37 protein-coding genes are annotated in these 25,500 nt (G+C 64.1%); 2 read left to right on the top strand and 35 right to left on the bottom strand.

Annotated features, from left to right (window positions below):
• Positions 1 to 11 precede the first annotated feature (11 nt).
• From ACVIIV_RS21760 to ACVIIV_RS21740, 5 genes are all read right to left on the bottom strand, one after another.
• Positions 12 to 308, bottom strand: a complete 297-nt coding sequence (locus ACVIIV_RS21760) for a hypothetical protein (protein WP_456745975.1) — start codon at positions 306 to 308, stop codon at positions 12 to 14.
• A 40-nt stretch (positions 309 to 348) separates the two neighbouring features.
• A complete protein-coding gene (locus ACVIIV_RS21755; protein ID WP_456745974.1) occupies positions 349 to 1,563 on the bottom strand; it encodes an RluA family pseudouridine synthase in 1,215 nt (404 codons plus the stop codon).
• Entirely contained in the window at positions 1,560 to 1,877 is a 318-nt protein-coding gene (locus ACVIIV_RS21750) for a HigA family addiction module antitoxin (protein WP_456745973.1), read from the bottom strand. The genes ACVIIV_RS21755 and ACVIIV_RS21750 overlap by 4 nt, the downstream gene beginning before the upstream one ends.
• A gap of 77 nt (positions 1,878 to 1,954) precedes the next feature.
• Positions 1,955 to 3,289 (bottom strand): replication-associated recombination protein A, encoded by a 1,335-nt coding sequence (locus ACVIIV_RS21745; protein ID WP_456745972.1) that lies wholly within the window; start codon positions 3,287 to 3,289, stop codon positions 1,955 to 1,957.
• A complete protein-coding gene (locus ACVIIV_RS21740) occupies positions 3,286 to 4,692 on the bottom strand; it encodes a DegQ family serine endoprotease (protein ID WP_456745971.1) in 1,407 nt (468 codons plus the stop codon). The genes ACVIIV_RS21745 and ACVIIV_RS21740 overlap by 4 nt, the downstream gene beginning before the upstream one ends.
• 314 nt (positions 4,693 to 5,006) lie before the next feature.
• Between ACVIIV_RS21740 and ACVIIV_RS21735 the strand changes: the two genes are divergently transcribed.
• Positions 5,007 to 6,620, top strand: coding sequence for an OprO/OprP family phosphate-selective porin (locus tag ACVIIV_RS21735; protein ID WP_456745970.1), 1,614 nt, complete (start codon positions 5,007 to 5,009; stop codon positions 6,618 to 6,620).
• Between the two features lie 194 nt (positions 6,621 to 6,814).
• On the opposite strand, the gene ACVIIV_RS21730 is transcribed toward ACVIIV_RS21735, so the two are convergent.
• Positions 6,815 to 7,189: a winged helix-turn-helix transcriptional regulator gene (locus ACVIIV_RS21730; protein WP_456745969.1), complete on the bottom strand. Its 375-nt coding sequence runs from the start codon at positions 7,187 to 7,189 to the stop codon at positions 6,815 to 6,817.
• Positions 7,190 to 7,311: 122 nt separating this feature from the next.
• On the opposite strand from ACVIIV_RS21730, the gene ACVIIV_RS21725 reads away from it, so the two are divergent.
• The gene (locus tag ACVIIV_RS21725) at positions 7,312 to 8,325 is read left to right on the top strand and encodes a zinc-binding alcohol dehydrogenase family protein (protein WP_456745968.1); all 1,014 of its coding nucleotides are present in this window, start codon (positions 7,312 to 7,314) and stop codon (positions 8,323 to 8,325) included.
• 175 nt (positions 8,326 to 8,500) lie between these two features.
• Here ACVIIV_RS21725 and ACVIIV_RS21720 read toward each other — a convergent pair whose 3' ends face one another.
• The 29 genes from ACVIIV_RS21720 to rpsJ all read right to left on the bottom strand — a co-directional run bounded on the left by ACVIIV_RS21720 (position 8,501) and on the right by rpsJ (position 25,488).
• The gene (locus ACVIIV_RS21720) at positions 8,501 to 9,289 is read right to left on the bottom strand and encodes an SDR family NAD(P)-dependent oxidoreductase (RefSeq protein ID WP_456745967.1); all 789 of its coding nucleotides are present in this window, start codon (positions 9,287 to 9,289) and stop codon (positions 8,501 to 8,503) included.
• 275 nt (positions 9,290 to 9,564) lie between these two features.
• The gene (rplQ, locus tag ACVIIV_RS21715; protein ID WP_080137232.1) at positions 9,565 to 9,981 is read right to left on the bottom strand and encodes a 50S ribosomal protein L17; all 417 of its coding nucleotides are present in this window, start codon (positions 9,979 to 9,981) and stop codon (positions 9,565 to 9,567) included.
• Positions 9,982 to 10,118: 137 nt separating this feature from the next.
• The gene (locus ACVIIV_RS21710) at positions 10,119 to 11,150 is read right to left on the bottom strand and encodes a DNA-directed RNA polymerase subunit alpha (protein ID WP_029674561.1); all 1,032 of its coding nucleotides are present in this window, start codon (positions 11,148 to 11,150) and stop codon (positions 10,119 to 10,121) included.
• 111 nt (positions 11,151 to 11,261) lie between these two features.
• On the bottom strand, positions 11,262 to 11,651 hold the full coding sequence (gene rpsK / locus ACVIIV_RS21705; RefSeq protein WP_007603045.1) for a 30S ribosomal protein S11: 390 nt from the start codon (positions 11,649 to 11,651) through the stop codon (positions 11,262 to 11,264).
• A gap of 122 nt (positions 11,652 to 11,773) precedes the next feature.
• Positions 11,774 to 12,142, bottom strand: coding sequence for a 30S ribosomal protein S13 (gene rpsM, locus ACVIIV_RS21700; RefSeq protein WP_035709590.1), 369 nt, complete (start codon positions 12,140 to 12,142; stop codon positions 11,774 to 11,776).
• Positions 12,143 to 12,329: 187 nt separating this feature from the next.
• Entirely contained in the window at positions 12,330 to 13,184 is an 855-nt protein-coding gene (locus ACVIIV_RS21695) for an adenylate kinase (protein WP_456745966.1), read from the bottom strand.
• A complete protein-coding gene (locus tag ACVIIV_RS21690; RefSeq protein ID WP_456745965.1) occupies positions 13,181 to 14,392 on the bottom strand; it encodes a preprotein translocase subunit SecY in 1,212 nt (403 codons plus the stop codon). Before ACVIIV_RS21690 ends, ACVIIV_RS21695 begins: the two co-directional genes overlap by 4 nt.
• Positions 14,389 to 15,720, bottom strand: a complete 1,332-nt coding sequence (secY, locus tag ACVIIV_RS21685) for a preprotein translocase subunit SecY (protein ID WP_456745964.1) — start codon at positions 15,718 to 15,720, stop codon at positions 14,389 to 14,391. Before secY ends, ACVIIV_RS21690 begins: the two co-directional genes overlap by 4 nt.
• Before the next feature lie 148 nt (positions 15,721 to 15,868).
• Positions 15,869 to 16,354 (bottom strand): 50S ribosomal protein L15, encoded by a 486-nt coding sequence (rplO, locus tag ACVIIV_RS21680; RefSeq protein ID WP_456745963.1) that lies wholly within the window; start codon positions 16,352 to 16,354, stop codon positions 15,869 to 15,871.
• A gap of 75 nt (positions 16,355 to 16,429) precedes the next feature.
• Positions 16,430 to 16,624: a 50S ribosomal protein L30 gene (gene rpmD / locus ACVIIV_RS21675; protein WP_027574064.1), complete on the bottom strand. Its 195-nt coding sequence runs from the start codon at positions 16,622 to 16,624 to the stop codon at positions 16,430 to 16,432.
• A gap of 23 nt (positions 16,625 to 16,647) precedes the next feature.
• Positions 16,648 to 17,244, bottom strand: coding sequence for a 30S ribosomal protein S5 (gene rpsE, locus ACVIIV_RS21670; RefSeq protein WP_014494507.1), 597 nt, complete (start codon positions 17,242 to 17,244; stop codon positions 16,648 to 16,650).
• Positions 17,245 to 17,291: 47 nt separating this feature from the next.
• A complete protein-coding gene (gene rplR, locus ACVIIV_RS21665) occupies positions 17,292 to 17,654 on the bottom strand; it encodes a 50S ribosomal protein L18 (protein ID WP_027554160.1) in 363 nt (120 codons plus the stop codon).
• Between the two features lie 11 nt (positions 17,655 to 17,665).
• On the bottom strand, positions 17,666 to 18,199 hold the full coding sequence (rplF, locus tag ACVIIV_RS21660) for a 50S ribosomal protein L6 (protein WP_456745962.1): 534 nt from the start codon (positions 18,197 to 18,199) through the stop codon (positions 17,666 to 17,668).
• A gap of 16 nt (positions 18,200 to 18,215) precedes the next feature.
• Positions 18,216 to 18,614, bottom strand: a complete 399-nt coding sequence (gene rpsH / locus ACVIIV_RS21655; RefSeq protein WP_027554158.1) for a 30S ribosomal protein S8 — start codon at positions 18,612 to 18,614, stop codon at positions 18,216 to 18,218.
• Between the two features lie 14 nt (positions 18,615 to 18,628).
• Positions 18,629 to 18,934: a 30S ribosomal protein S14 gene (gene rpsN / locus ACVIIV_RS21650; protein WP_024342455.1), complete on the bottom strand. Its 306-nt coding sequence runs from the start codon at positions 18,932 to 18,934 to the stop codon at positions 18,629 to 18,631.
• A 46-nt stretch (positions 18,935 to 18,980) separates the two neighbouring features.
• Entirely contained in the window at positions 18,981 to 19,538 is a 558-nt protein-coding gene (gene rplE / locus ACVIIV_RS21645) for a 50S ribosomal protein L5 (protein ID WP_456745961.1), read from the bottom strand.
• Positions 19,531 to 19,845 carry a 50S ribosomal protein L24 gene (gene rplX, locus ACVIIV_RS21640; RefSeq protein ID WP_011088142.1) on the bottom strand — a complete coding sequence of 105 codons (315 nt, stop codon included), beginning with the start codon at positions 19,843 to 19,845 and terminating at the stop codon, positions 19,531 to 19,533. The genes rplE and rplX overlap by 8 nt, the downstream gene beginning before the upstream one ends.
• Positions 19,845 to 20,213, bottom strand: a complete 369-nt coding sequence (gene rplN / locus ACVIIV_RS21635) for a 50S ribosomal protein L14 (protein ID WP_007603030.1) — start codon at positions 20,211 to 20,213, stop codon at positions 19,845 to 19,847. The genes rplX and rplN overlap by 1 nt, the downstream gene beginning before the upstream one ends.
• A gap of 84 nt (positions 20,214 to 20,297) precedes the next feature.
• Positions 20,298 to 20,546 (bottom strand): 30S ribosomal protein S17, encoded by a 249-nt coding sequence (gene rpsQ, locus ACVIIV_RS21630; protein ID WP_024342452.1) that lies wholly within the window; start codon positions 20,544 to 20,546, stop codon positions 20,298 to 20,300.
• Between the two features lie 13 nt (positions 20,547 to 20,559).
• A complete protein-coding gene (rpmC, locus tag ACVIIV_RS21625; protein ID WP_011088144.1) occupies positions 20,560 to 20,766 on the bottom strand; it encodes a 50S ribosomal protein L29 in 207 nt (68 codons plus the stop codon).
• Positions 20,767 to 20,771: 5 nt separating this feature from the next.
• Positions 20,772 to 21,185: a 50S ribosomal protein L16 gene (gene rplP / locus ACVIIV_RS21620; RefSeq protein ID WP_008136349.1), complete on the bottom strand. Its 414-nt coding sequence runs from the start codon at positions 21,183 to 21,185 to the stop codon at positions 20,772 to 20,774.
• Between the two features lie 30 nt (positions 21,186 to 21,215).
• Positions 21,216 to 21,941 carry a 30S ribosomal protein S3 gene (gene rpsC, locus ACVIIV_RS21615; protein WP_061876881.1) on the bottom strand — a complete coding sequence of 242 codons (726 nt, stop codon included), beginning with the start codon at positions 21,939 to 21,941 and terminating at the stop codon, positions 21,216 to 21,218.
• A gap of 17 nt (positions 21,942 to 21,958) precedes the next feature.
• Positions 21,959 to 22,345 carry a 50S ribosomal protein L22 gene (gene rplV / locus ACVIIV_RS21610; protein ID WP_008549264.1) on the bottom strand — a complete coding sequence of 129 codons (387 nt, stop codon included), beginning with the start codon at positions 22,343 to 22,345 and terminating at the stop codon, positions 21,959 to 21,961.
• Between the two features lie 10 nt (positions 22,346 to 22,355).
• Positions 22,356 to 22,634, bottom strand: a complete 279-nt coding sequence (rpsS, locus tag ACVIIV_RS21605) for a 30S ribosomal protein S19 (RefSeq protein WP_008136357.1) — start codon at positions 22,632 to 22,634, stop codon at positions 22,356 to 22,358.
• A gap of 12 nt (positions 22,635 to 22,646) precedes the next feature.
• The gene (gene rplB / locus ACVIIV_RS21600; RefSeq protein ID WP_025036991.1) at positions 22,647 to 23,480 is read right to left on the bottom strand and encodes a 50S ribosomal protein L2; all 834 of its coding nucleotides are present in this window, start codon (positions 23,478 to 23,480) and stop codon (positions 22,647 to 22,649) included.
• Positions 23,481 to 23,492: 12 nt separating this feature from the next.
• The gene (locus ACVIIV_RS21595) at positions 23,493 to 23,795 is read right to left on the bottom strand and encodes a 50S ribosomal protein L23 (RefSeq protein ID WP_456745960.1); all 303 of its coding nucleotides are present in this window, start codon (positions 23,793 to 23,795) and stop codon (positions 23,493 to 23,495) included.
• Positions 23,792 to 24,412, bottom strand: a complete 621-nt coding sequence (rplD, locus tag ACVIIV_RS21590) for a 50S ribosomal protein L4 (RefSeq protein WP_091894751.1) — start codon at positions 24,410 to 24,412, stop codon at positions 23,792 to 23,794. Before rplD ends, ACVIIV_RS21595 begins: the two co-directional genes overlap by 4 nt.
• Before the next feature lies 1 nt (position 24,413).
• Entirely contained in the window at positions 24,414 to 25,127 is a 714-nt protein-coding gene (gene rplC, locus ACVIIV_RS21585) for a 50S ribosomal protein L3 (protein ID WP_456745959.1), read from the bottom strand.
• A gap of 52 nt (positions 25,128 to 25,179) precedes the next feature.
• Positions 25,180 to 25,488, bottom strand: a complete 309-nt coding sequence (rpsJ, locus tag ACVIIV_RS21580) for a 30S ribosomal protein S10 (protein ID WP_002712302.1) — start codon at positions 25,486 to 25,488, stop codon at positions 25,180 to 25,182.
• Positions 25,489 to 25,500: the final 12 nt, after the last annotated feature.

Below are 25,500 nucleotides of genomic sequence, written 5' to 3'. Positions count from 1 at the left end.
GATGGATGCTGCTAGTTTGCGCAACTGCGCGCATAAGTGCCGCGATCGGCCGGCCCCAGTCCTGCGGCTGCAGCGTCGTCGAGGCACTTCGAGACGCGATCGCTGAAAGAATTGCGCGGGAGCGGCCGGTAGTTGTAGCGCGGCGGCGCGTCGAATTGCGGAACCTTCGGCACCTCGATCTTCGGCGGCGGTGGCGGCGAAGGCGGCGGAACAACTTGCGAGGGGCCCGGCAGCACATATTGCGCCTGAGCCCCCTGCCCCGTGAGCAGCGCGGTCAAGACGATGAGGCAGATCGAGAGCCGTTTCATGAGCGATATGTTGTGCTCCGACCGCCCCCGTTCAACTTAACTATTCTTCAGGCGCGTTCTCGATCGGATCAAATCTGGTTGCGTCCAGCCCGAGCAGGTTCCACGACTGCTGCATGTGTGGCGGCAACGGCGCGGTGGCGTCGATCACGCCGCCGCGCGGATGCGGAATGACGATGCGGCGCGCCAAGAGATGCAGCCGGTTTTGCAGGCCACCCGGCAGCTGCCAGTTCTCAATGTTGAAATATTTGGGATCGCCGACGATGGGGTGGCCGATGTGGGCCATGTGGGCGCGCAGCTGGTGGGTGCGGCCCGTCACCGGCTTCAGCGACACCCAGGTCAGCTTGTTGCCGGCGGTCTCGACCACCGCATAATAGGTCACCGCGTGGCTCGCGCCCTCGTCGCCATGCTGGGCGATGCGCATGATGGTGTCGTCCTCGCCCTCCTCCTTCGCGAGGAAGGTCGAGATGCGGCCCTGCTTCGGCTTCGGCAGGCCCGGTACCAGAGCCCAATAGACCTTTCGCGCCGAACGCGAGCGGAACGCGCCGGTCAGATGCGACGCGGCGAAGCGCGTCTTTGCGATCAGGAGGCAGCCGGACGTCTCGCGATCGATGCGGTGCACGAGGCGCGGCTTCTGGCCCTTGGCGTCGCGCATCACCTCCAGCATCTGGTCGATGTGCCGCGTCATGCCCGAGCCGCCCTGCACGGCAAGGCCGGCGGGCTTGTTCAGGACGAGGACGTCGTCGTCCTCCCAGATCGTCATCTCCTTCAGCGCCTTGAGCGTCTTCTGCGCGGCCTCCGAGAGCTCGCCGCCAACCTTCGGCGCGTCGAGCTTGAGCGGCGGAATGCGGACACTCTGCCCCTCCTCCAGCCGGTCCTTGCTGTCGACGCGCTTGCCGTCGACGCGCAGCTCGCCTTTGCGGACGACGCGCTGGATGTGGGAGAACGACAGGCCGGGAAAGCGCGCTTCCAGGAAACGGTCCACGCGCATGTTGTTCTCGTCCGCCGTGACGGTGACGGTCTGCACCTTGGTCGGAAGCAGCGGCTCGACGGGTTTTATGGGCGCAGGCTTTTCCAGCGCCACTTTGGGCGGACGGCGTTCGGCGCGCTCGCCCGCGAAGCGCGGAGGCTTACTGCCGGGCTTGCCACCCGGACGCGGCCCGGCCTTTGACGCGCTACGCGCCTGATGCGGACGCGTCTCCTTGCGCTCGTCGCGATCGCGAGGTTTTGGATTCATTCTCTTGATGCGGCGGCTCATGCGGTTCTTCCAAGCTTTCGCGTCGACTGCGCATTGGTGCGGCGGGGCAGCGATGCAACCTGCGCGCCCACCTCCTTCTCCGCCAGCCGCAGCTCATATTGCTGTTGCAGGTTCATCCAGAATTGCGGGCTGGTACCGAACCAGTGACCCAGGCGCAACGCCGTGTCAGCGGTGATGCCGCGCTGTCCGTTGACGATGCCCGTGATGCGATTGACCGGCACATCGATCTGACGCGACAGCTCCGCGGCCGTGATGCCGAGTTCGCGCAGTTCTTCGGCAAGGTGTTCGCCGGGATGTATAGGTGTATGGGGCATGGGAATTTCCCCGCCGAGTAGCAAGATTTACGCGTTACGTAAACCGTAAATCTACGCCTAAAGCGGGCTTGAAAGCCCTACTTCCCGCCCCGCTCCTTGCGCAGCTTGGCCCAATAATCCAGCCGCTTGCGGATCTCGCGCTCGAAGCCGCGCTCGGGCGGGTCGTAGAAGGTCTGGCGGCCCAAGGCTTCCGGGAAGTAGTCCTGGCCGGAGAAGGCATCCGGCGCGTCGTGGTCGTATTCGTAGCCGGTGCCGTAGCCTTCCGACTTCATCAGCTTGGTCGGGGAGTTCAGGATGTGCTTGGGCGGCAGCAGCGAGCCGGCCCGCTTTGCGACCTGCATCGCCGTGCCGAAGGCGGTGTAGACGGCGTTCGATTTCGGGGCGGTGGCGAGATAGACCACGGCCTGCGCGATGGCGAGCTCGCCCTCGGGATGGCCGAGGAAGTCGAAGGCGTCCTTGGCAGCATTGGCGATGACGAGCGCCTGGGGATCGGCAAGCCCGATGTCCTCCACCGCCATGCGCACGACGCGGCGAGCCAGGAACAGCGGGTCCTCGCCGGCGTCTAACATGCGCGCGAGATAATACAGCGCGGCATCGGGATCGGAGCCGCGCACCGATTTGTGGAGTGCTGAGATCAGATTGTAATGGCCGTCGGCCGATTTGTCGTAGATCGGCGCGCGGCGCTGCAGGATCTCCTGCAGCTGCGCGGCATTGAAAATCTCGTCCGCCCGCGCCGAACGCCAGACCTCCTCGGCGAGCGTCAGCGATGCCCGGCCGTCGCCGTCGGCCATGCGCACCAGCACCGCGCGCGCCTCGGCATCGAGCGGCAGCTTCTTGCCTTCGACCGCTTCAGCATGTGCGAACAGCTTTTCGATCGCGGCGGCATCGAGCGAGCGAAATACCAGCACGCGCGCGCGGGACAGAAGCGCCGCGTTGAGCTCGAAGGATGGATTCTCGGTGGTGGCTCCGACCAAGACGACGGTGCCGTCTTCCATCACGGGCAGAAAGGAATCCTGCTGGGCACGGTTGAAGCGATGCACCTCGTCGACGAAGAGCAGCGTGCCCTTGCCCATCTCGCGACGGGCGCGCGCGGCATCGAACGCCTTCTTCAAATCGGCGACGCCGGAGAACACGGCCGAAATCTGCTCGAAATGCAGATCCGTTGCATCCGCCAGCAGCCGCGCCACCGTGGTCTTGCCGGTACCCGGCGGCCCCCAGAAGATGAGCGAGCCGAGCGTGCGCGTCTCCAGCATGCGTGTCAGCGCGCCGTCGGGGCCGAGGATGTGGTCCTGGCCGACGACCTCCGACAATGCGCGCGGACGCAGCCGGTCCGGCAGCGGATGCGGAGCCTCGTGGTCGAGCCCCGCCGCGGCAAAGAGAGTCGGCGTCTCCTGTGGTCGCTTCGGACTCATCCGCCCAGCGTGACGTTGATCTGCTGGCCGCCGCGCACCAGCGTGATGCGCCAGATCCGCGGCCGCTCGCCTGCGGCCTTCTCGAGGTCGCCGGTCTTGCTGATCTTCTGGTTGTTGACGGCGAGGATGATGTCGCCTTTCTGGAAGCCGACACTTGCGGCCGCGGTATCGCCGCCGATATCGGTAATCACGACGCCCCCGGCGTCGACATCCAGATGCAGCTCGTCAGCGACGGCCGGGGTGATGGTCGAGACCTTCGCGCCCTGGAACGGCGAGCGCGCGGTGACCACGAGTTCGTTGCGCCCCGTGTCGGGCGCGGTCTCCAGCGCCACCGTCAGCTTGACCGGCTTGCCGCCGCGCTGCACGTCGATCTGCGCGGTGCCGCCGAGCGGACGGGTCGCGAAGCGGTAATCGAAGGCATTGGGATCATCGACGGTCTGGCCCTCGATCCCGGTGATGAGGTCGGAGGATTTCAGGCCGGCCTTCGCCGCGGGGCCATTCGAGACCACGCTCGCGACCAGCGCTCCGGTCGGCGAGCGCAGGCCGAGGCTTTCCGCGATCTCCGGCGTCACCGCCTGCAATTTTGCCCCGAGCCACGGCCGCTTAACCGCCTTGCCGCCGCTCTTGGCGGAGGTGACGACGACGCGCACCATGTTGGCGGGAATCGCAAAGCCAATTCCTTGCGAGCCGCCGGAGCGCGAATAGATCGCCGTGTTGATGCCGGCGAGCCTGCCGCTCATGTCGACCAGGGCGCCGCCGGAATTGCCGGGATTGATCGCCGCATCGGTCTGGATGAAGAACTGGTAGTCGGTGATGCCGACCTGCGTACGCGCGAGCGCCGAGATGATGCCGTGGGTCACGGTCTGGCCGACGCCGAAGGGATTGCCGATCGCGAGCACGACGTCGCCGACCAAGAGCTCATCGGAATTGGTGAAGTCGAGGGTCGGGAATTTCTCCTTGCTGTCCTTCAGACGGAGCACGGCGAGATCGGTCCGGGAATCCTTGAGCAGGATCTCGGCCTCGAACTCGCGCTTGTCCGACAGCGACACCTTGACCTGGTCCGCGCCCTCGATGACGTGGACGTTGGTGACGACGAGGCCGGAGGCATCGACGATGACGCCGGAGCCGAGCGAACGCTGCATCTGCTCGGGCTGCTGGCCCGGCACGCCGAAGAAGCGGCGGAAGATCGGATCGTCCAGCAGCGGATTGCGGTTCTGCACCACCTTGGCGGCATAGACGTTGACGACCGCCGGCTGCACCCGCTGCACGATCGGCGCATAGGACAACCGCAGCTCGGCCGGCGACGACGGGACGCGGCGGTCCTGCGCTGAGGCCGAATTGAAATGGGCCGAAAAGGCTATGCACAATGCCGTGACGGCGGCAGTCCAGATCGATCGAAACATTCCTACCTCTTGGAAAAGACGCCGGAATATAGGCGCGTTCGCCCGTCAATAGAAGGGCGCCAGCCGGCAATATTCGGCCCTTCCCCGGTGTGTCCGGCCATGCAAGCGCATCGTTCGAATCGGCAATTTGCCCGGGCGGCGGATTGGCATGATGTGCGTCATCTTGCATGGTGGTGTGAAGCGGATTCGGTTGCGGCGAATTTGCATCAGCTGGAACCCACGCAACCGGGCGCAGCGTCGCGGGGCAGTCATCGATCACACCTAGGCTCTCCGTTCGCGACTTGGGGAAATCAGTCAAACGATGGAGGCGTAACGTGAGCAGAACAAGAATTGCGGCCACCGCGATTGGTCTCGCCGGCGTGCTGGCGGCCTCGCAGGCCCAGGCCCAATCGGCAAGCAGCAGCGAGCAGGAGATCGCGCTGCTGAAGCAGCAGTTGAAGATGCTGGAGCAGAAGCTCGACAAGCTCCAGAGCCAGACCGCGGCAAACACGGCGGCCACGGCAAAAGCCAGGGCCGAAGCGAAGGCCGAAGCCAAGGCGGAGGCGCGCTCGGAAGCAAAGGCTGTCGTTGCGAACGCCAATGCGGCGATCCCCGTCAAGGGACCGGCGCCGGCATCCGGCGTCGTCGTGACGATGCCGAACAACCGGCCGACGATCTGCACCGCCGACCAGGCCAACTGCGTCGCCATCACCAGCCGCCTGCATTGGGATGTCGGCGGCTATGACTACCGTCCCAACACCGCGGCCACCGTGCCGCAGAAGCTCGACAGCGGCCAAAACGTCCGCCGCGCGCGCATCGGCGTCACCGGCAAGTTCTTCAACGACTGGAACTTCGCGCTGGTCTACGATTTTGGCGGCTCGTCGGACGGATTCGGCGGCGCCGCGCCGGGATCGCTACCGGGCGGCGGCGTCTCCGGCGTCGAGAATGCCTATCTCAGCTACACCGGGCTGAAGCCGTTCGGCGGACGGATGGCGATCGAGGCCGGCATCATGGATCTGCCATACACGCTCGACGAAGCGACGAGCTCAAACGACATCATGTTCATGGAGCGCGCCTCGCCCGGTGTGATCGCGACCAACATCGCCGCCGGCGACTTCCGCTCCGCAGCCGGTGCGCGCTGGTTCAACGACCAGCTCTGGATCGGCGGCTACGTCACGGGGCCCTCGACCGGCGCGATCCATTCCGCCTCGAGCGCAGCACCGGCCGGCACCAGCGAGCAATATGGCGCCGTGGCGCGCGTGGCCGGCAATCCCATTAGCGGCAAGGACTATTCGGTGCATATCGGCGCCGATGCGCAATGGCTGATCCAGCCGCCGCGCAATCTGATCGCCAACACGCAGACGCTCGCGCTCAGCGATCGTCCGGAATTGCGTCTCGATCCAACCACCCTGATCTCTACCGGCGCCATCGCCAATGCCTCAGGCGCGCAGGTCTACAGCGTCGAGGCGGCGGCGACCTACGGGCCGTTCATCGTCCAGGGTGAGTACTTCTGGTACAATGTCGATCGCACCGCCAACACCGGCGTGCCGCTGGTCGGCGCACCGAGCCTGAAATTCCAGGGCGGCTATGCCCAGGCCGGCTACGTGCTGACCGGCGAGGGCCGGTCCTACAACGCGGCGAACGCCGCCTATCACGGCGTCAAGCCGGCGCATCCGTTCTCGCTCGACGGTGGCGGCTGGGGTGCGTGGGAAATCGCGGGACGCTTCTCGACGATCGACCTCAACGATCAGCTCGCAACGGCCAGCGGCGTCGCCGGCGGACGGCAGACGGTCTATACGCTCGCGCTCAACTGGTACGTCAACGGCAACGTGCGCTTCATGCTCGATTATCTGCACGGCACGGTGTCGCGGCAGGCTTCGCCGGTCTCGACCGCCGATGTCGGCTCGAAGTTCGATGCGGTCGCGATGCGCACGCAGTTCGCGTTCTAGGCCACACTCGTCGTCCCGGGGCGCGCGACAGCGCGAACCCGGGACCCATAACCACAGGCGGACGTAATTGCGATGACTCGGAGTTACTGGCGCGCACCACAACCTCTCCCTGGGTTATGGGTCCCCGCCCCCCGTGCGCAATTGCGCACTAGGCGGGGACGACACTGAAGATGCGGCGCGAGCTCCTCTCCAACCTACGCTGCGCGCTTCTTCTTCACGACCACCGGCGGCGGCGCGCAGGACAGCCGCTCCTGGTGGCTCTCGCCCCAGGCTTTCAGGATGTCGATGACGGGCTTGAGGCTCTGACCTAACTCGGACAGGCAATACTCCACGCGCGGCGGCACCTCGGCATAGACCTTGCGGATGACGAGCTTGTCCTCCTCCAGCGCGCGCAGCTGTTTGGTGAGCATGCGCTGGGTGATCCCGGGCATCCGGCGGCGCAATTCGCCGAAGCGCTGGGTGCCGCTCTGCAGGTGGTAGAGGATCACGCCCTTCCACTTGCCGTCGATCAGGTCCAGCGTCGCCTCGACAGAGCAGCCCGGGCGCCGGGCGAAATCGCGCCGTTTCATGCGTGTTTTCCCAATAGTATCCAAACAGGGACTATATCCCCGAATTTACAGTACTTGCCAATCGGAAGCCAGGGCGACAGTTAGAGCGGCGGGCGAACAAAGCCATCTGATGGAGACAAGCCATGAAGGCCGTCGGTTACAAAAAGTCGCTTCCGATCGAGGACGCGGATTCATTGATCGATTTCGAGACCGCAAAGCCCGAGCCGAAGGGGCGCGACATTCGCGTCGCCGTGAAGGCGATCTCGGCCAATCCGGTCGATTACAAGGTGCGCAAGCGCGCCGCCCCGCCCGAGGGCGAGACGAAGATCCTCGGCTATGACGCAGCGGGCGTCGTCGATGCCGTCGGGCCTGACGTGTCGCTGTTCAAGCCGGGGGACGAGGTGTTCTACGCCGGCTCGATCCTGCGCCAGGGCACCAACGCCGAATTCCACCTGGTCGACGAGCGCATCGTCGGCAACAAGCCGAAGAGCCTGTCCTTCGCGCAGGCCGCCGCCCTGCCCCTCACCTCCATCACCGCCTGGGAGTTGCTGTTCGACCGGCTTGGCGCGGTACCCGGCAAGAGCGTCGATCCGCGCACGCTCTTGATCACGGGCGGCGCCGGCGGCGTCGGCTCGATCCTGATCCAGCTCGCGCGTCGCCTCACCGGGCTGACGGTACTTGCCACCGCCACGCGGCCGGAGTCGCAGAAATGGTGCCTCGATCTCGGCGCGCATGCGGTGATCGACCACGGCAAGCCGATGAAGGAGCAGATCGAGACATTGAAGCTGCCGCCGGTCGCGCTGGTCGCCAGCCTGACCTTTACCGACCAGCACTACAAGGCGATCGCCGATTTCATGGCTCCGCAGGGCCGGTTCGGCCTGATCGACGATCCCCCGGAATTTGCCATGAGCACATTCAAGGGCAAGGCGATCTCGGTGCACTGGGAATCGATGTTCACGCGCTCCTCGTTCCAGACGCCTGACATGATCGCGCAGCATCATCTGCTCAACGACGTCGCCGACCTCATCGACAAGGGCGTGTTGCGCACCACGCTGGATCAGACCTTCGGCACGATCAACGCCGCCAACCTCAAGCGCGCGCACGCGCTGCTTGAAAGCGGCAAGTCGCGCGGCAAGATCGTGCTGGAGGGGTGGTAGCAGCTTCGACGTTAGGCTTCGTAGGTGGGGGTAGCGTGTGAACGCGCGAAGCGCAGTTCGCACGGCGTAACCCACCTCTTCATTTCCTGCGGTGACGAAGATGGTGGGTTACGCCCTGCAGATGCGCTTCGCGCATCTGCAGCGCTAACCCACCCTACGATTTCACCGCTTCCCCTCAGGCGATCGTGTTGACGATGCCGCCCTCGGCGCGCAGCGCTGCGCCGTTTGTGGCGGATGCCTCCTTCGAGGCGACATAGACCACCATGTTCGCGATCTCGTCGACGCTGGCGAAGCGCTGGATCAGCGAGCTCGGACGATGCTGCTTGACGAAATTGGCAGCGGCTTCGTTCACCGATTGGCCGTTCTGCTTCGCCAGATCCTTCACGAACGTTTCGACGCCCTCCGACATCGTCGGGCCCGGCAGCACGGAATTGACGGTGACGCCGGTGCCGCGGGTGAGCTGGGCGAGCCCGCGCGCAACCGAGAGCTGGGCCGTCTTGGTCATGCCGTAATGAATCATCTCGACGGGAATGTTGAGCCCGGACTCCGAGGAGATGAAGACGATGCGGCCCCAGTTGCGCTCAAGCATCCCCTTCATGTACGCACGCGACAGCCGCACGCCGCTCATCACATTTACCTCGAAGAAGCGGGTCCAGTCCTCGTCCGGGATATCGAAGAAGTCCTTGGGCTCGAAGATGCCGGCATTGTTGATGAGGATGTCGATCTCGGGCAGCGCCGCAATGAGGGCCTTGCAGCCCGCGGCGGTCGAGACGTCGGCCGCGATGCCACGGACCTTGGCGCCCGTTCCTTCCAGCTTGCGCACCGCCGCATCGACCTTGTCCTGGCCGCGGCCGTTGATCACGATGCTGGCGCCCGAGGCGGCGAGGCCCTTGGCGATGGCGTGGCCAATGCCGGCGGTCGAGCCGGTCACGAGGGCGGTCTTTCCGGAAAGGTCGATCTTCATGCGATATCTCCATGGATGTGCATGGAGATATCGGAAGCGGCTCCCTCAGCTGCAATCAGGACTCACTGACGCGTGAGGATTGTAGGGTCCGCAAAGCGACTTGTCCGCTGTAGCTCGAAGAGCGAAGGCGGAAGCGTGCCCATCATCTTGGCGCAGCTTGTGGACTGAATGGTGGGCACGGCGCGCGAAGAGCGCGCCTTTGCCCACCCTACCGTTCCTACGAAACAAAAAAGCGGCGCCGAAGGCGCCGCTTTTGAAACGTCATGCCGGTCGGCTTACGCCGCCTCGGCTTCCTTCTCCTGCACCGGGCCGGAATCCTGGCCCTTGGCATCGACGTCGCGATCGACGAACTCGATCACGGCCATGGCGGCGTTGTCGCCGTAGCGGAAGCCCGCCTTGATGATGCGGGTGTAGCCGCCCTGGCGGTCCTTGTAGCGGGTCGCCAGCGTGTCGAAGAGCTTCTTGACCATGTCGACGTCGCGCAGCTCCGCGATCGCCTGACGGCGCAGCGACAGGCCGCCCTTCTTGCCGAGGGTGACGAGCTTCTCCACGATCGGGCGAAGCTCCTTGGCCTTGGGCAGCGTGGTGACGATCTGCTCGTGCTTGATCAGCGCGGCCGCCATGTTGGCGAACATCGCCTTGCGGTGCTCGGCCGTGCGGTTGAGCTTCCGATGAACCTTGCCGTGACGCATGTGTGTAGTCCTTACGTTAAAACTGCCGCGACGGTTCGTCGGACATGTTGCTCAGGTGGGCTGCCTGCGTTCGCCCGGGGTGGTGAATAGCGAATGGCGAGTAGACCCCTATTCGCCATTCGCCACTCCCCATTCGCTCAGTAATGATCCTCGAAGCGCTTGGCGAGCTCGTCGATGTTCTCCGGCGGCCAGCCCGGCACTTCCATGCCGAGATGCAGACCCATCTGGGCCAGCACTTCCTTGATCTCGTTCAGCGACTTGCGGCCGAAGTTCGGGGTGCGGAGCATTTCCGCTTCGCTCTTCTGCACGAGATCGCCGATGTAAACGATGTTGTCGTTCTTCAGGCAGTTGGCCGAACGCACCGACAGCTCCAGCTCGTCCACCTTCTTGAGGAAGGCAGGGTTGAAGGCGAGATCCGGAATGATCTCCTGGGCGACTTCCTTGCGCGGCTCTTCGAAGTTGACGAACACGTTGAGCTGATCCTGCAGGATGCGCGCAGCGTAGGCCACGGAGTCATCCGGCGTGATCGCGCCGTTGGTCTCGATCGTCATGGTCAGCTTGTCGTAGTCGAGGATCTGGCCCTCGCGGGTGTTCTCGACCTTGTAGGAGACCTTGCGGACCGGCGAGTACAGGCTGTCGACCGGGATCAGGCCGATCGGCGCGTCCTCGGGACGGTTGCGCTCGGCGGGCACGTAGCCCTTGCCGGTCGAGACCGTGAACTCCATGCGGATCTCGGCGCCCTCGTCGAGCGTGCAGATCTGCAGATCGGGGTTCAGCACGACCACATCGCCGACGGTCTGGATGTCGCCGGCGGTGACGACGCCCGGACCCTGCTTCTTCACGACCATGCGCTTGGGGCCTTCGCCCTGCATCTTGATCGAGATGTCCTTGATGTTGAGCACGATGTCGGTGACGTCCTCACGGACGCCCGCGATCGAGGAGAACTCGTGCAGCACGCCGTCGATGTGCACCGACTGCACCGCCGCGCCCTGGAGCGAGGAGAGCAGGATGCGGCGCAGCGCATTGCCGAGGGTTTGGCCGAAACCACGCTCGAGCGGCTCGGCGACGATGGTCGCAAAACGCGAGGGATCGCTGCCGGGCGTGACCTGGAGCTTGTTCGGCCGAATCAGTTCTTGCCAATTTTTCTGGATCGTCACTGTTTCACCCATACAGGCCAGTCAATTTGACAGTTCAAATACTGGCGTTGGAGAAAGGCCGCAGATCATTCCCGCGGCTTCTTAAAAAGTCATTGCGGGCGCCGATGCGCCCGCAACTTGGTATCAAACGCGCCGACGCTTACGGGGACGGCAACCGTTGTGCGGGATCGTGGTCACGTCGCGGATCGAGGTGACGGTGAAGCCTGCGGCCTGGAGCGCACGGAGCGCCGATTCGCGACCCGAACCGGGGCCGGCGACCTCGACTTCCAGCGTGCGCATGCCGTGCTCCTGCGCCTTCTTGGACACGTCCTCGGCGGCGACCTGCGCGGCGTACGGGGTCGACTTGCGCGAGCCCTTGAAGCCCATCGTGCCGGCCGAGGACCAGGCAATCGTGTTGCCCTGCGCGTCGGTGATGGTGATGGTCGTGTTGTTGAACGATGAGTTCACATGCGCGACGCCGGAGGCGATGTTCTTGCGCTCACGACGACGAACGCGGGTGGCTTCCTTGCCCATTGAGTCCCTTTCCTGAAGATCTCAAACGCCGCCGTAATGCCAGCGGCTACACCTGTGGAACGAAAAGCGCGTGGCGAACGGGTCATCCCCTTTCGCCACACGCCGCGACTGGATTCGAAAACTTACTTCTTCTTGCCGGCGATGGCCTTGGCCGGGCCCTTGCGCGTGCGCGCATTGGTGTGGGTGCGCTGGCCGCGCACCGGCAGACCGCGACGATGACGCAGGCCGCGATAGCAGCCGAGGTCCATCAGACGCTTGATGTTGATACCGACTTCACGACGCAGGTCGCCCTCGACGAGATAATCGCGGTCGATGACTTCACGGATCTGAAGCACTTCGGCGTCGCTGAGCTGATTGACGCGACGATCCTCGGGGATCTTCACCTTCTCCATGATCTCGCCGGCGATCTTCGCGCCGATGCCATGGATGTACTGGAGCGCGATCAGCACGCGCTTGTTGGTGGGAATGTTCACGCCGGCAATACGGGCCACGGCCTTCTCTCCTGTTGCCGATCCCTCGTCAGGAATCGGGCTTTAAGTGCTTGCTTTCTCGGGCAGGTGTTCACAAACGCGAACACGACGCCCACCCCCGGTCTTCCTGGGGCCCGGCATCGTCTGAAACTATCCGACTTGGATGCGGGGCTTATTAGGGGATTCCAGGGGCTTTCGTCAACCGCTGCTAGCGCTTGGCTCGCTTTTTCGTGACCTTTTTTGCGGCCTTTTTGGCACCCTTTTTGACGGCCTTCTTGGCGGTCTTTCTGGCTGCTTTTTTGGCCGTTCTCTTGGCCGCCTTCTTGGCCTTCTTGGCTGCCTTTTTGGCGGTTTTAGCCGATTTTGCGGCCTTTTTGGCTGCCTTCGCCGGCTTTTGGGTCGATTTCTTCGCCGCCTTGGTTTTTTTGGCCGGTGACGCCTTGGCTGCGCTTCGGGCATGCGTCTTGGGCTCGACCGCCCCCAGAGCCAGGAGCTGGCGGTGGATGGCGCGGGTGACCTCGTCGATGGCCATCATGCCGTCGATGGTCGAGAGCTTCCGACGCTCGGAATAGTAGTGAATCAGCGGTTCCGTCTGGCTGCGATAGCTGGCAAGCCGCTTGGTCAGGACCTCGGGGGTGTCGTCGAGCCGGACCTCCTCGCCGCGCTCCCGCATCTGGGCAACGCGGGTTTCGACGCGGCTCAACAGCGCGCTCTCGTTGACGCGGAGCTCGATCACGGCGTCGAGCTTGAGGTGCTTGCCCTTGAGCAACTGGTCCAGCGCCTCAGCCTGCGGCACGGTGCGCGGGAAACCGTCGAGGATGAAACCGTTCTTGGCGTCGGGCTGGTCGATGCGGTCGGAGATGATTCCCACCACGACGTCATCAGGCACGAGGCCGCCGCTGGCCATGATCTCCTTGGCCTTCAGCCCGACCGGCGTTCCGGCCGCAACCGCGGCACGCAGCATCTCGCCGGTCGAGAGCTGGACGATGCCATAGCGCTGCACCAAGAGCTGGGCCTGGGTCCCCTTGCCCGACCCCGGCGGTCCCAGAAGTATAATTCTCATCGGCGTACGCCCCCCGGATTGGTGAGCGATACCTCGCGCACCTGTGTTTTGATATCAAGAGCGGTGCAAACCACAACCAGCGCGGCACCACCATCGACGACCATACTATAAGGCAGACCGATCCCGTAAAGGTCGAACACCTCCGGAATCAACTGCAACGCCGTCAGGTAGACGGCTCCGACGACCGTCGTCAATGACACGACGCGATCGAGATAATCGGCAGAGGCCTCGCCAGCAGCGATACCGGAAATTACGCCATTGTGCCGGGCCAGAGATTTGGCCGTGTATTCGGGATCGACGACATAGGCGGTGTAGACGAAGGCGAGCACGAACACGGCGATCGACACGAGGATGAGGTGCGCCGGCTGCCCCATCTGAAGGTGCCGGTAGGCCGCGGCGACCAAGGGGTGATCGCCACCCAGGATGAGGCCGGCAAAGGCGAGCGGCAGAAAGAATATCCACGGCGCCACGGTAACCGGAATCAGAAACCCGGCGCTGTTGAGCTTGATCGGGAGCACCGCATCGCGCGGCGGCAGTTGCCGATCCCCAACGCGCAGTGCGCCGAACTCAACGCGCACGTTTCGCCGCGCGCCCTCGACAAGCACGATTGCAGCGACGGTCACGACCCAGAGCATGGCGTGGACGAACACGAGGTTGCTCGAGAGCGCTCCTCGCCGCACGAGCTCCACGATGGCAGCAGCGTCGCGAGGAATCGAAACGAGAATGCCGACGCTCAAGATCACCGCCAGACCGTTGCCGATGCCGTAGCGGGTGATCTGTTCGCTCAACCACACCAGCACGAAGACGCCGCCGACCATCGAAGCCGTTCCCGTCACCACGAACCAGCCGTCGGGGTTCCTAACTAGGCCCGGAATGGACGTCAGCGCGGAGGCAATGCCATAGGCCTGGAAAGCAGCAAGTCCCAGCGTGAGTCCGAGCGTGGCACGGGCGACCTTGCGCCGGCCACCCTCGCCTGACCGCTCGAGCGAGTTCAGGCCGCGCCAGACGACAGACAGTAGTCGGACGAAGATCGCCGCAGTCAGATAGGGAACAAGGCCGAGCGCAAAGAGCGAGAGACGGGCGATGAGGTCCGGCGTCAGCGCGAAGCCAGACGTGTTCACTCCCGCGATCGGGATCTGCGTGCCGAGCCTGAAAAGGAGCAGCGCGCCAATCGTGAAAGCGATTCGGCGCGCGAGCTCCCTGCTCATCTACGGCGGCCCCGCAGCTTGGACTTCCGGATCAGGCCTTCGTACTGATGGGCCAGCAGATAGCCCTGAACCTGCGCCACCGTATCCATGGTGACACTGACGACGATCAGCAGCGAGGTGCCGCCGAAGTAGAACGGCACCGAGGCGTAGGAGATCAGGATCTCGGGGATCAAGCAGACGATCGCCAGATAGATCGCGCCCAAGACGGTGATGCGCGACAGCACGTAGTCGATGTATTCCGCGGTGCGCTCGCCGGGGCGAATGCCCGGAATGAAGCCGCCGTGCTTCTTCAGATTGTCCGCGGTCTCGGTCGGGTTGAACACGATCGCGGTGTAGAAGAAGGCGAAGAACACGATCAACGCCAGATACATGATCAGGAACAGCGGGCGGCCATGGCCGAGCTGGGTGGTGATCCACTGGAACCACACCGGCCCACTGCCCGTGTTGAAGTTCGCAACCGTCGTCGGCAGCAAGAGCAGCGAGGACGCGAAGATCGGCGGGATCACGCCGGAGGTGTTGAGCTTGAGCGGCAGATGCGAGGACTGGCCCTCGAACATCTTGTTGCCGACCTGGCGCTTCGGATACTGGATCAAGAGGCGGCGCTGCGCGCGCTCCATGAACACGATGAAGGCGATGACGGCGACGGCCATGATGATGACGACCAGGATCAGCCCGGTCGACATCGCGCCCTGACGGCCGAGCTCGAGCATGCCGGCAAGCGCGGCTGGCAGCTCGGCGACGATGCCGGCGAGAATGATCAGCGAGATGCCATTGCCGATGCCGCGCGAGGTGATCTGCTCGCCGAGCCACATCAGGAACATCGTGCCGCCGGTCAGCGTGATCGCCGTGGACAGGCGGAAGAACATGCCGGGCTCGCTGACGACGTTGCCGGCGCCTTCGAGGCCCACCGCGATGCCGTAGGACTGGAACGCGGCCAGGATCACCGTGAGATAGCGGGTGTACTGGTTCAGTGTCTTGCGGCCAGCCTCGCCCTCCTTCTTCAGCGCCTCGAGCTGCGGCGAGACGGTGGTGAGAAGCTGGATGATGATCGAGGCCGAGATGTACGGCATGATGTTCAGCGCGAAGATCGCCATGCGGTGGATGCCGCCGCCGGCGAACATGTTGAACATGCCGAGGATGCCGCCCGCCTGGGAGCGGAACACCTGCTCCCAGATGTTGGGATCGATGCCGGGCAGCGGGATGTAGGTCCCGAGCCGATAAACGAGCAGCGCACCCAGGGTGAACCAGATGCGCTTCTTCAGTTCGTCGGCCTTGGCAAACGCGCCGAAATTGAGATTGGCTGCCAGTTGTTCCGCTGCAGAGACCATCTTGGACTTTCTCCCGCCGCCTGTTGCGCCGTCATGCCCGCGGCCGGGCTAGTTTAGCGGACGCCAGACATTATCTGGGGCTCGGCTTCGATAAGTCCACGTCCCGCATGCGTAAAGGCCCGCGCGCCGCGGGCCAATGACGCAGTTGTTACGCCGCCTCGCCTTCTTCCTTAGGCTGGGCGAGGATCTTCACCGAGCCGCCGGCCTTCTCGACCGCCGCGATCGCGGTCTTGCTGGCGCCGTGCACTTCGATGTTGAGCTTGGACTTGAGCTCGCCCCGGCCGAGCAGCCGCAGGCCGGCCTTGGCGCGGCGCAGCACGCCACCCTTCACCAGGGATTCGACGTTGACGACGCTGCCGGCGTCGATCTTCTTGGCGTCGACCGCTTCCTGCAGCCGGTCGAGATTGATCTCGGCGAACTCGACGCGGAAGATGTTGTTGAAGCCGCGCTTGGGCAGACGGCGATGCATCGGCATCTGGCCGCCTTCGAAACCCTTGATGCGCACGCCCGAACGCGCGGTCTGGCCCTTGCCGCCGCGGCCGGACTGCTTGCCCTTGCCGGAACCGATGCCGCGGCCGACGCGCATACGCTTCTTGCGCGAGCCGGCGTTGTCGGCGATATCGCTGAGCTTCATCGCCCTTCTCCTTGTGTCTTGCGCACGATCCTCACCGAAAACCGCTTCCGGCTTTTCGGGATCGTGCGCCTTTGCTTACTTCTCGTCGACGATGCGGACGAGATGGTGAACCTTCTCGATCATGCCGCGGACCGCCGGGGTGTCCGGCAGTTCGCTGGTACGGCCGATCTTGTTGAGCTTGAGCCCGATCAGGGTCGAGCGCTGCGAGTGATGGCGGCGGATCGCGCTGCCGGTCTGCTCGACCTTGATCGTCTTTGCGGCCTTGGCCATGGGAGTCTACTCCAGAGCTTCCGTTAGTCGGCAGCCGCCTCGGCATCGCCACCGATACGGCGCGACTGCAGAGTGGACACCTTGATGTTGCGGCGGGCTGCGACCGAACGCGGCGAATCCTGATGCTTCAGCGCGTCGAAGGTCGCGCGAACCATGTTGTAGGGGTTCGACGAGCCGATCGACTTGGCGACCACGTCCTGCACGCCGAGCGTCTCGAACACCGCACGCATCGGGCCGCCGGCGATGATGCCGGTACCGGCCGGAGCTGCACGCAGGTAGACACGGCCCGCACCATGACGGCCGGCGATGTCGTGATGGAGCGTGCGGCCCTCGCGGAGCGACACCCGCGTCAGGTTGCGCTTGGCGGACTCGGTCGCCTTGCGGATCGCCTCGGGCACTTCGCGCGCCTTGCCGTGACCGAAGCCGGCGCGACCCTTCTGGTCGCCGATCACGACCAGCGCTGCGAAACCGAAGCGCTTGCCGCCCTTGACGACCTTGGCCACGCGGTTGATGTGGACGAGCTTGTCGACGAACTCGCTGTCGCGCTCCTCGCGCTCCCTGCGTTCACGTCCGCCGCCGCGTTGATCGCGTCCACCACGTTGTTCGCGTTCAGCTGCCATGGTTTTTCCAATCCTTCAGAGGCTTACGCCTCAATCCTCAAATTCTGTTAGAAGCTCAGCCCGCTCTCACGCGCCGCATCGGCAAGAGCCTTGACGCGCCCGTGATAGAGATAGCTGCCGCGATCGAACACGACTTCCTTGACGCCCTTCTCGGCGGCGCGCTGGGCCAGCAGCTTGCCGACCGCCTTCGCCGCATCGATGTCGGCACCGGTCTTGCCACCGTCGCGCATCGACTTCTCGAGCGACGAGGCAGATGCCAGCGTCTCGCCCTTCAGATCGTCGATGACCTGGGCGTAGATGTGCTTGGACGAGCGGAACACCGACAGACGCGGACGACCACCACCGGAGCGGCGCAGCTTCAGCCGCACGCTCCGCTTGCGCCGGGCATTCGTAACCTTGGCTTTGGACATGACCGGCTCCGTTACTTCTTCTTGCCTTCCTTGCGGAAGATGAATTCGCCAACATACTTCACGCCCTTGCCCTTGTAGGGCTCCGGCGGGCGATAGCTGCGGATCTCGGCCGCGACCTGGCCGACGCGCTGGACGTCGCTGCCCGCTACCGTGATCTCGGTCGGCTTCGGCACCGTGATCGTGATCCCCTCGGGGATCGGATAGATCACGTCGTGGCTGTAGCCGAGCGCGAGCTGAAGGTTCTTGCCCTGCATCGCGGCGCGGTAACCGACGCCGGTGATCTCCAGCTTCTTCTCGAAGCCCTTGGTGACGCCTTCGACCAGATTCGCGACCTGGGCGCGAGCGGTACCGTAGAGCGCGCGCGCGCGATTGGTCTCGAGCCGCGGCTTGACCTTGATCTGGCCGCTCTCGAGCTTCACCTCGACGTCGTCATGAACGACGAACTGAAGCTGGCCCTTCGGCCCCTTCATCTTGACGGTCTGCCCATCGACGGTCGCGGTAACACCCGACGGCACCGCCACAGGCCTTTTGCCAACACGTGACATGGATGAAAAATCCTTCTCAGAACACCGTGAAGAGGACTTCACCGCCCACATTCGCGTCGCGCGCGCTGTGGTCGGCCATGATCCCCTTCGGCGTCGACAACACCGAAATGCCGAGTCCGTTGTTCACCCGCGGCAGGTTCTTCACCGAGGCGTAGACGCGACGCCCGGGCTTGGAAACGCGTTCAATCTCGCGGATGACGGGCTCGCCGTCGAAATACTTCAGCTCGATCTCGATCTCGCTGCGACCCGAGGAATGCTCGAGCGTGGCGTAGCCGCGGATGTAACCCTCGGTCTTGAGGACCTCGAGCACGTTCTCGCGCATCTTCGAGCCAGGCGTGGAGACCTTGGTCTTCGAACGCATCTGCGCGTTGCGGATACGGGTGATCAGATCGCTGATTGGATCGTGCGTAGACATCTAAACGACCCTCCTTACCAGCTGGACTTCACGAGGCCCGGGACCATGCCCTTGGAGCCAAGGTCGCGCAGCGCGATACGGGACAGCTTGTTCTTGCGATAGTTCGAGCGCGGGCGGCCCGACAGCTCGCAGCGCAGGCGGATGCGGGTCGCCGACGAGTTGCGCGGCATTTCCGCCAGCTTCAGGGTCGCGGCAAACCGCTCCTCCATCGGCAGCGTCTTGTCGGCGATGATCGCCTTCAACCGCTCGCGCTTGGCGGCGGCGTTCTTCACCATCCGCTTGCGCCGGTTGTTCTTCTCGACTGAACTCTTCTTTGCCATGCTTGGCTCCTGGGTATCCGCGTTTGAGAGGCTTTAGGTCAGCGTCTCACTGCCGGAACGGGAAATTGAAAGCGGTCAACAAGGCCCTCGCCTCTTCGTCGGTCTTGGCCGTGGTGCAGACGGTGATGTCCATACCGCGGGCTTCCGCGACCTTGTCGAAGTCGATCTCGGGGAAAATGATGTGCTCCTTGATGCCGAGCGAGTAGTTGCCGCGGCCATCGAAGCTCTTCGGGTTCAGGCCGCGGAAGTCGCGGACGCGCGGCAGCGCGACATTCACCAGGCGATCGATGAACTCGTACATGCGGGCCTTGCGCAGCGTGACCTTGCAGCCGATCGGCTGGTTCTCTCGCAACTTGAAGGTCGCAATCGCGATGCGCGAATAGGTCACGATCGCCTTCTGGCCGGCGATCTGGCTCAGCTCGGCAGCGGCGGTCTCGGCCTTCTTGCGGTCGTTGACGGAATCGCCAACGCCCATGTTCAGCACGACCTTGTCCAGGCGCGGAACCTGCATGACGTTCTCATAACCGAACTTCTCGGTCAGAGCCGTGCGGATCTTCGCGTCATATTCCGCGCGCAGGCGCGGCGTGTAAGCGGCCTCAGCCATCGATCTCAGCTCCCGAGCTCTTGGCGATGCGGACCTTCTTGCCGTCCGCCAGAATCTTGAATCCGACGCGGGTCGGCTTTCCGTCCTTGCCGACATACGCGATATTGGACAGTTGGATCGGCGCCTCTTTCGAGATGATGCCGCCCTCCTGGGCCTGCGTCTGCTTCTGATGACGCTTGACCATGTTGATGCCGCGCACCAGCGCGGTACCGGCGTCGGGGCGAACCTCGAACACCTCGCCGGTGCGGCCCTTGTCGCGGCCGGTCAGCACGACGACCTTGTCGCCCTTGCGGATCTTCGCAGCCATCACAGCACCTCCGGCGCGAGCGAGATGATCTTCATGTGGTTCTTGGCGCGCAGCTCGCGCGGCACGGGCCCGAAGATACGGGTGCCGACCGGCTCGGACTGGTTGTTGATCAGAACGGCGGCATTGCGATCGAAGCGGATGACCGAACCGTCGGCGCGGCGGATGTCCTTGCGGACGCGCACCACGACGGCCTTCATCACGTCGCCCTTCTTCACCTTGCCACGCGGGATGGCTTCCTTGATCGACACGACGATGATGTCGCCGATCGTGGCGTAGCGGCGCTTGGAGCCTCCGAGCACCTTGATACACATGACACGGCGTGCGCCAGAATTGTCGGCCACGTCGAGGTTGGTCTGCATCTGAATCATTGATGCACCTCGTCCTCTTTCTCTTTGCGCCAGCCCAGCCGGCGCTCAACATTTCCCTGAAGTCAGTCGGCTAGAGCTAACAGATCAGGCGCTTTTCTTGTGTTCGCCCCGGATCACGACCCAGCGCTTCAACTTCGAAATCGGCTTCGTTTCCTCGATCCACACCATGTCGCCCGGCTTGAACTGGTTGCTCTCGTCGTGCGCGTGGTAGTTCTTCGAACGGCGGATCGTCTTCTTGTAGATCGGGTGCGTGAAGCGGCGGTCGACGCGCACCACAATGGTCTTGGCTTGCTTGTCGCTGACGACCACGCCCTGCAAAGTACGTTTCGGCATCTTCGTAAGCCTCTTACTTCTTCTTTGCGCGCGTCTGCGCGGCGACGGTCTTGATCCGGGCGATGTCACGGCGGGCCTCGCGCAGGCGCGAGGTGTTCTCGAGCTGCCCGGTGGCGCGCTGGAAGCGCAGGTTGAAGCGCTCCTTCTTCAGGTTCAGGATGGCATCATCCTGCTGGTCGGGGCTCATCGCGCGGATGTCTTCGATCTTCATCTGGGCCATGGCCATTACTCCGCAATGCGCTCGACGAAGCGCGTCTTGATCGGCAGCTTGGCGGCCGCCAGGGTCAGCGCCTCACGCGCCGTCTGGGTGTTGACGCCGTCGATCTCGAACAGCACCCGGCCGGGCTTGACTCGCGCGACCCACAATTCCGGCGAACCCTTGCCGGAGCCCATGCGGACTTCGGCCGGCTTCTTCGACACCGGAACGTCGGGGAACACACGGATCCAGACGCGGCCGGCGCGCTTCATGTGACGGGTCAGCGCGCGGCGGGCGGCTTCGATTTGACGCGCGGTGACGCGCTCAGGCTCGGTCGCCTTCAGGCCGAACTGGCCGAACGCCAACGTCGCGCCCGAAGACGCAACGCCGTGGATGCGGCCCTTATGCGCCTTCCGGAACTTCGTTTTCTTAGGTTGCATCATGGCTTTAAGCCCTCAAATTCCTGTCTGGCTTTAGGCAGCGGCCGTCTCGCGGCGCTGACGGCCACCACGATCGCCACTGCCGCCGGTCTCGCCTTCGGCCATTCTCTTGTCCTGGGCCATCGGATCGTGCTCGAGAATCTCGCCCTTGAAGATCCAGACCTTGACGCCGCAGGTGCCGAAGGTCGTGAACGCGGTCGCAACGCCGTAGTCGATGTCCGCGCGCAGCGTGTGCAGCGGCACGCGACCTTCGCGGTACCACTCCATGCGCGCGATTTCCGCACCGCCGAGGCGTCCCGAGCAGTTGATGCGGATGCCTTCCGCACCGAGACGCATCGCCGACTGCACGGCGCGCTTCATGGCGCGGCGGAACGCCACGCGGCGCTCGAGCTGCTGCGCGATCGACTCGGCCACCAGCGTCGCATCGAGCTCCGGCTTGCGGATCTCGACGATGTTGATGACGACGTCGGACGAGGTGATGTCCGCGACCTTCTTGCGCAGCTTGTCGATGTCCGCGCCCTTCTTGCCGATCACCACGCCCGGACGGGCCGAGTGGATGGTGACGCGGCACTTCTTGTGCGGACGCTCGATCACGATGCGGGCAACGGCGGCCTGCTTGAGCTCCTTGTGCAGGATCTCACGGATCTTGACGTCCTCGTGCAGCAGCTTGCCGTATTCCTGCTTGCCTGCGAACCAGCGGGAATCCCAGGTCCGGTTGATGCCGAGACGCAGACCGATCGGATTGATCTTTTGACCCATCGTGTTCTCCTGCGCCCTTAAGCGGCGGCTTCAGCTTCGACCTGACGAACGATGATCGTCAGCTGCGAAAACGGTTTGTAGACACGGCCCGAGCGGCCACGGCCGCGGGCGGCGAAGCGCTTCATCACGAGGCCGTTGCCGACGAAGGCCTGCGCCACGACGAGATCGTCGACGTCGAGGTCGTGGTTGTTCTCGGCGTTGGCGATAGCCGATTCCAGGCACTTCTTCACGTCGACCGCGATCCGCTTGCGCGAAAACTGCAGATCGGCGAGCGCGGCAGACGCCTTCCGGCCGCGAATGAGCTGGGCGACCAGGTTGAGCTTCTGCGGGCTCACCCGCAGCATCCGGGCGACCGCCTTGGCCTCGTTGTCGGCGAGGCTCCGTTCGCGCTTAGGTTTGCTCATCGTTTGATCCTCAAGCCTTCTTGGCTTTCTTGTCGCCGGAGTGGCCGTGGAAGGTCCGGGTCGGCGAGAACTCGCCGAACTTGTGACCGACCATTTCCTCGTTGACAGCCACCGGCACGTGCTTCTGACCGTTGTAGACGCCGAAGGTCAGGCCGACGAACTGCGGCAGGATCGTCGAGCGACGGCTCCAGATCTTGATGACGTCGTGACGGCCGGACGCGCGCGCGGCATCTGCCTTCTTGAGCAGAGAACCCTCGACGAACGGGCCTTTCCAGACTGAACGAACCATGTCCGGCGTTCCTTACTTCTTCCGCTTGTGGCGGCTTAGGAGAATGAATTTGTTGGTCGACTTGTTGGTGCGGGTCTTCTTGCCCTTGGTCGGCTTGCCCCACGGCGTGACCGGGTGGCGGCCGCCCGAGGTGCGACCTTCACCACCGCCGTGCGGATGGTCGATCGGGTTCATCGCGACACCGCGGTTGTGCGGGCGACGGCCCATCCAACGCTTGCGACCGGCCTTGCCGATCGAGGTGTTCATGTGATCCGGGTTCGACACCGCGCCGATCGTGCCGCGGCAACGGCCGTGCACCAGGCGCTGCTCGCCCGAGTTCAGGCGGATGATGACGTAGTCCTGGTCGCGACCGACGAGTTGGGCATAGGTGCCCGCGGAACGCGCGAGCTGGCCGCCCTTCCCGATCTTGACCTCGATGTTGTGGATGATCGTGCCGACCGGCATGTTGCCGAGCGGCATGACGTTGCCCGGCTTCACGTCGACGTAGTTGCCGGCGATGATGGTGTCACCCACGGCCAAGCGCTGCGGCGCCAGGATGTAGGCCTGCTCGCCGTCCTGGTACTTGATCAGCGCGATGAAGCCGGTGCGGTTCGGATCGTATTCGAGCCGCTCGACGGTCGCGGGAACGTCGACCTTCTCACGCTTGAAATCGACGGTACGCAGCGTCTGCTTGTGACCGCCGCCGCGGAAACGCACGGTGATGCGACCGGTGTTGTTGCGGCCGCCCGAGGACTTCTTGCCCTCGGTGAGCGCCTTGACCGGCTTGCCCTTGTACAGCGCCGAACGATCGACCATGACCAGCTGGCGCTGGCCCGGCGTCGTGGGATTGAATGTCTTCAGTGCCATCGTCGTACGACCTTACAGACCGGTGGTGACGTCGATCCGGTGACCCTCTTCGAGGGTCACGATCGCGCGTTTGCTGTTCGACTGCGAGCCGATGGTGCCGCGGAAGGCCTTGACCTTGCCCTTGCGGACCAGCGTGTTGACGCTCTTGACCTTGACGTCGAACAGCTTCTCGATCGCTTCCTTGATCTGCGGCTTGGTCGCCTTCGCGGCCACCTTGAACAGCACCTTGTTGTGCTCCGAGGCGATCGTCGCCTTTTCGGTCACGACCGGCGACAGGATCACGTCGTAGTGGCGAGGCTCGATGTTCTTCGTCATTTGAAGCGCGCCTCCAGCGCATCGATGGCGGCCTTGGTCAGAACGAGCTTCTGACGGCGCAGGATGTCATAGACGTTGATGCCCTGGATCGGCAGCACGTCCATGTTCGGGATGTTGCGGGCCGCAGCGGCAAAACCGTTGTTGAGCTCGGCACCGTCGATGATCAGCGCGTTGGTGAGCCCGAGGCCCGAGAAGTGACCGAGCAACGCCTTGGTCTTGGCGGTCTCGAGCGCGGCCTTCTCGATCACGACGAGATCGCCGTCCTTGGCCTTGGCCGAGAGCGCATGCTTGAGCGCCAGGGCGCGAACCTTCTTCGGCAGGTCGGTGGCGTGCGAACGCACCACCGGACCGAAGGCACGGCCGCCGCCACGGAACTGCGGCACGCGAGCCGAGCCGTGACGAGCACCGCCGGTGCCCTTCTGCTTGTACATCTTCTTGCCGGTGCGCCAGATCTCGGCGCGGCCCTTGGCCTTGTGCGTGCCGGCCTGGCGCTTGTTGAGCTGCCACTGCACGCAGCGCGCGATGATGTCTTCGCGCGGTTCGAGGCCAAAAATGGCGTCGGAAAGCTGGACCGAGCCCGCTTCCTTACCTTCGAGGGTGGTGACCTTCAATTCCATCTCACGCCTCCTGCGCAGCCGGAGCGGCTTCCGCGTCGCCAGCAACCTTGAACTTGCCGGGCTTCGGAGCTTCCTTCGGCAGCGGCTTCTTGACGGCGTCGCGCACGCGGATCCAGCCGCCCTTGGAGCCGGGAACGGCGCCTTCGACGAGGATCAGGCCGCGCTCGACATCGGTCTGGACGACGCGAAGGTTGAGCGTGGTGATGCGATCGACACCCATGTGGCCGGGCATCTTCTTGTTCTTCCAGGTCTTGCCGGGGTCCTGACGGCCGCCGGTCGAACCGATCGAGCGGTGCGAGATCGACACACCGTGCGTGGCGCGCAGACCGCCGAAGTTCCAGCGCTTCATGCCGCCGGCGAAGCCCTTACCGACCGAGGTGCCGGTGACGTCGACGAACTGGCCGACGACGAAGTGGTCGGCCTGGATCTCGGCGCCGACGGGGATCATGGCGTCCGCCGAGACGCGGAATTCCTCGACCCGGCGCTTCGGCTCGACCTTGGCGACCGCGAACTGGCCGCGCTCGGCCTTGGGCATGTAAACGGTCTTGCGAGCGCCAGAACCGAGCTGGAGCGCGACGTAACCGTTCTTCTCTTCGGTGCGGTGGCCTACGACCTGGCAATTGCCGAGCTTCAGCACGGTCACGGGGATATGTTCGCCGGCCTCCGTGAAGACCCGCGTCATCCCGACCTTTTGTGCGATCACTCCGGAGCGCATCGGCTTGCTTCCTGTTCTCTTTGTCCGCTTTTGGCGAACGGGATCCAAAATCTTAGAGCTTGATCTCGACGTCGACGCCGGCGGCGAGGTCGAGCTTCATCAAAGCATCGACGGTCTGCGGGGTCGGATCGACGATGTCGAGCAGGCGCTTGTGAGTGCGCATCTCGAACTGTTCGCGGCTCTTCTTGTCGACGTGGGGCGAACGGTTGACGGTGAACTTCTCGATGCGGGTGGGCAGCGGAATGGGTCCGCGGACCTGCGCGCCGGTGCGCTTCGCCGTGTTCACGATCTCACGGGTCGACGTATCGAGGATACGATGGTCGAACGCCTTGAGACGGATACGAATGTTTTGGCCGTTCATTGCCGAATCTTT

Source organism: Bradyrhizobium sp. USDA 4354 (assembly GCF_054060315.1).
This window is presented reverse-complemented; position numbering and strand designations above follow the sequence as displayed.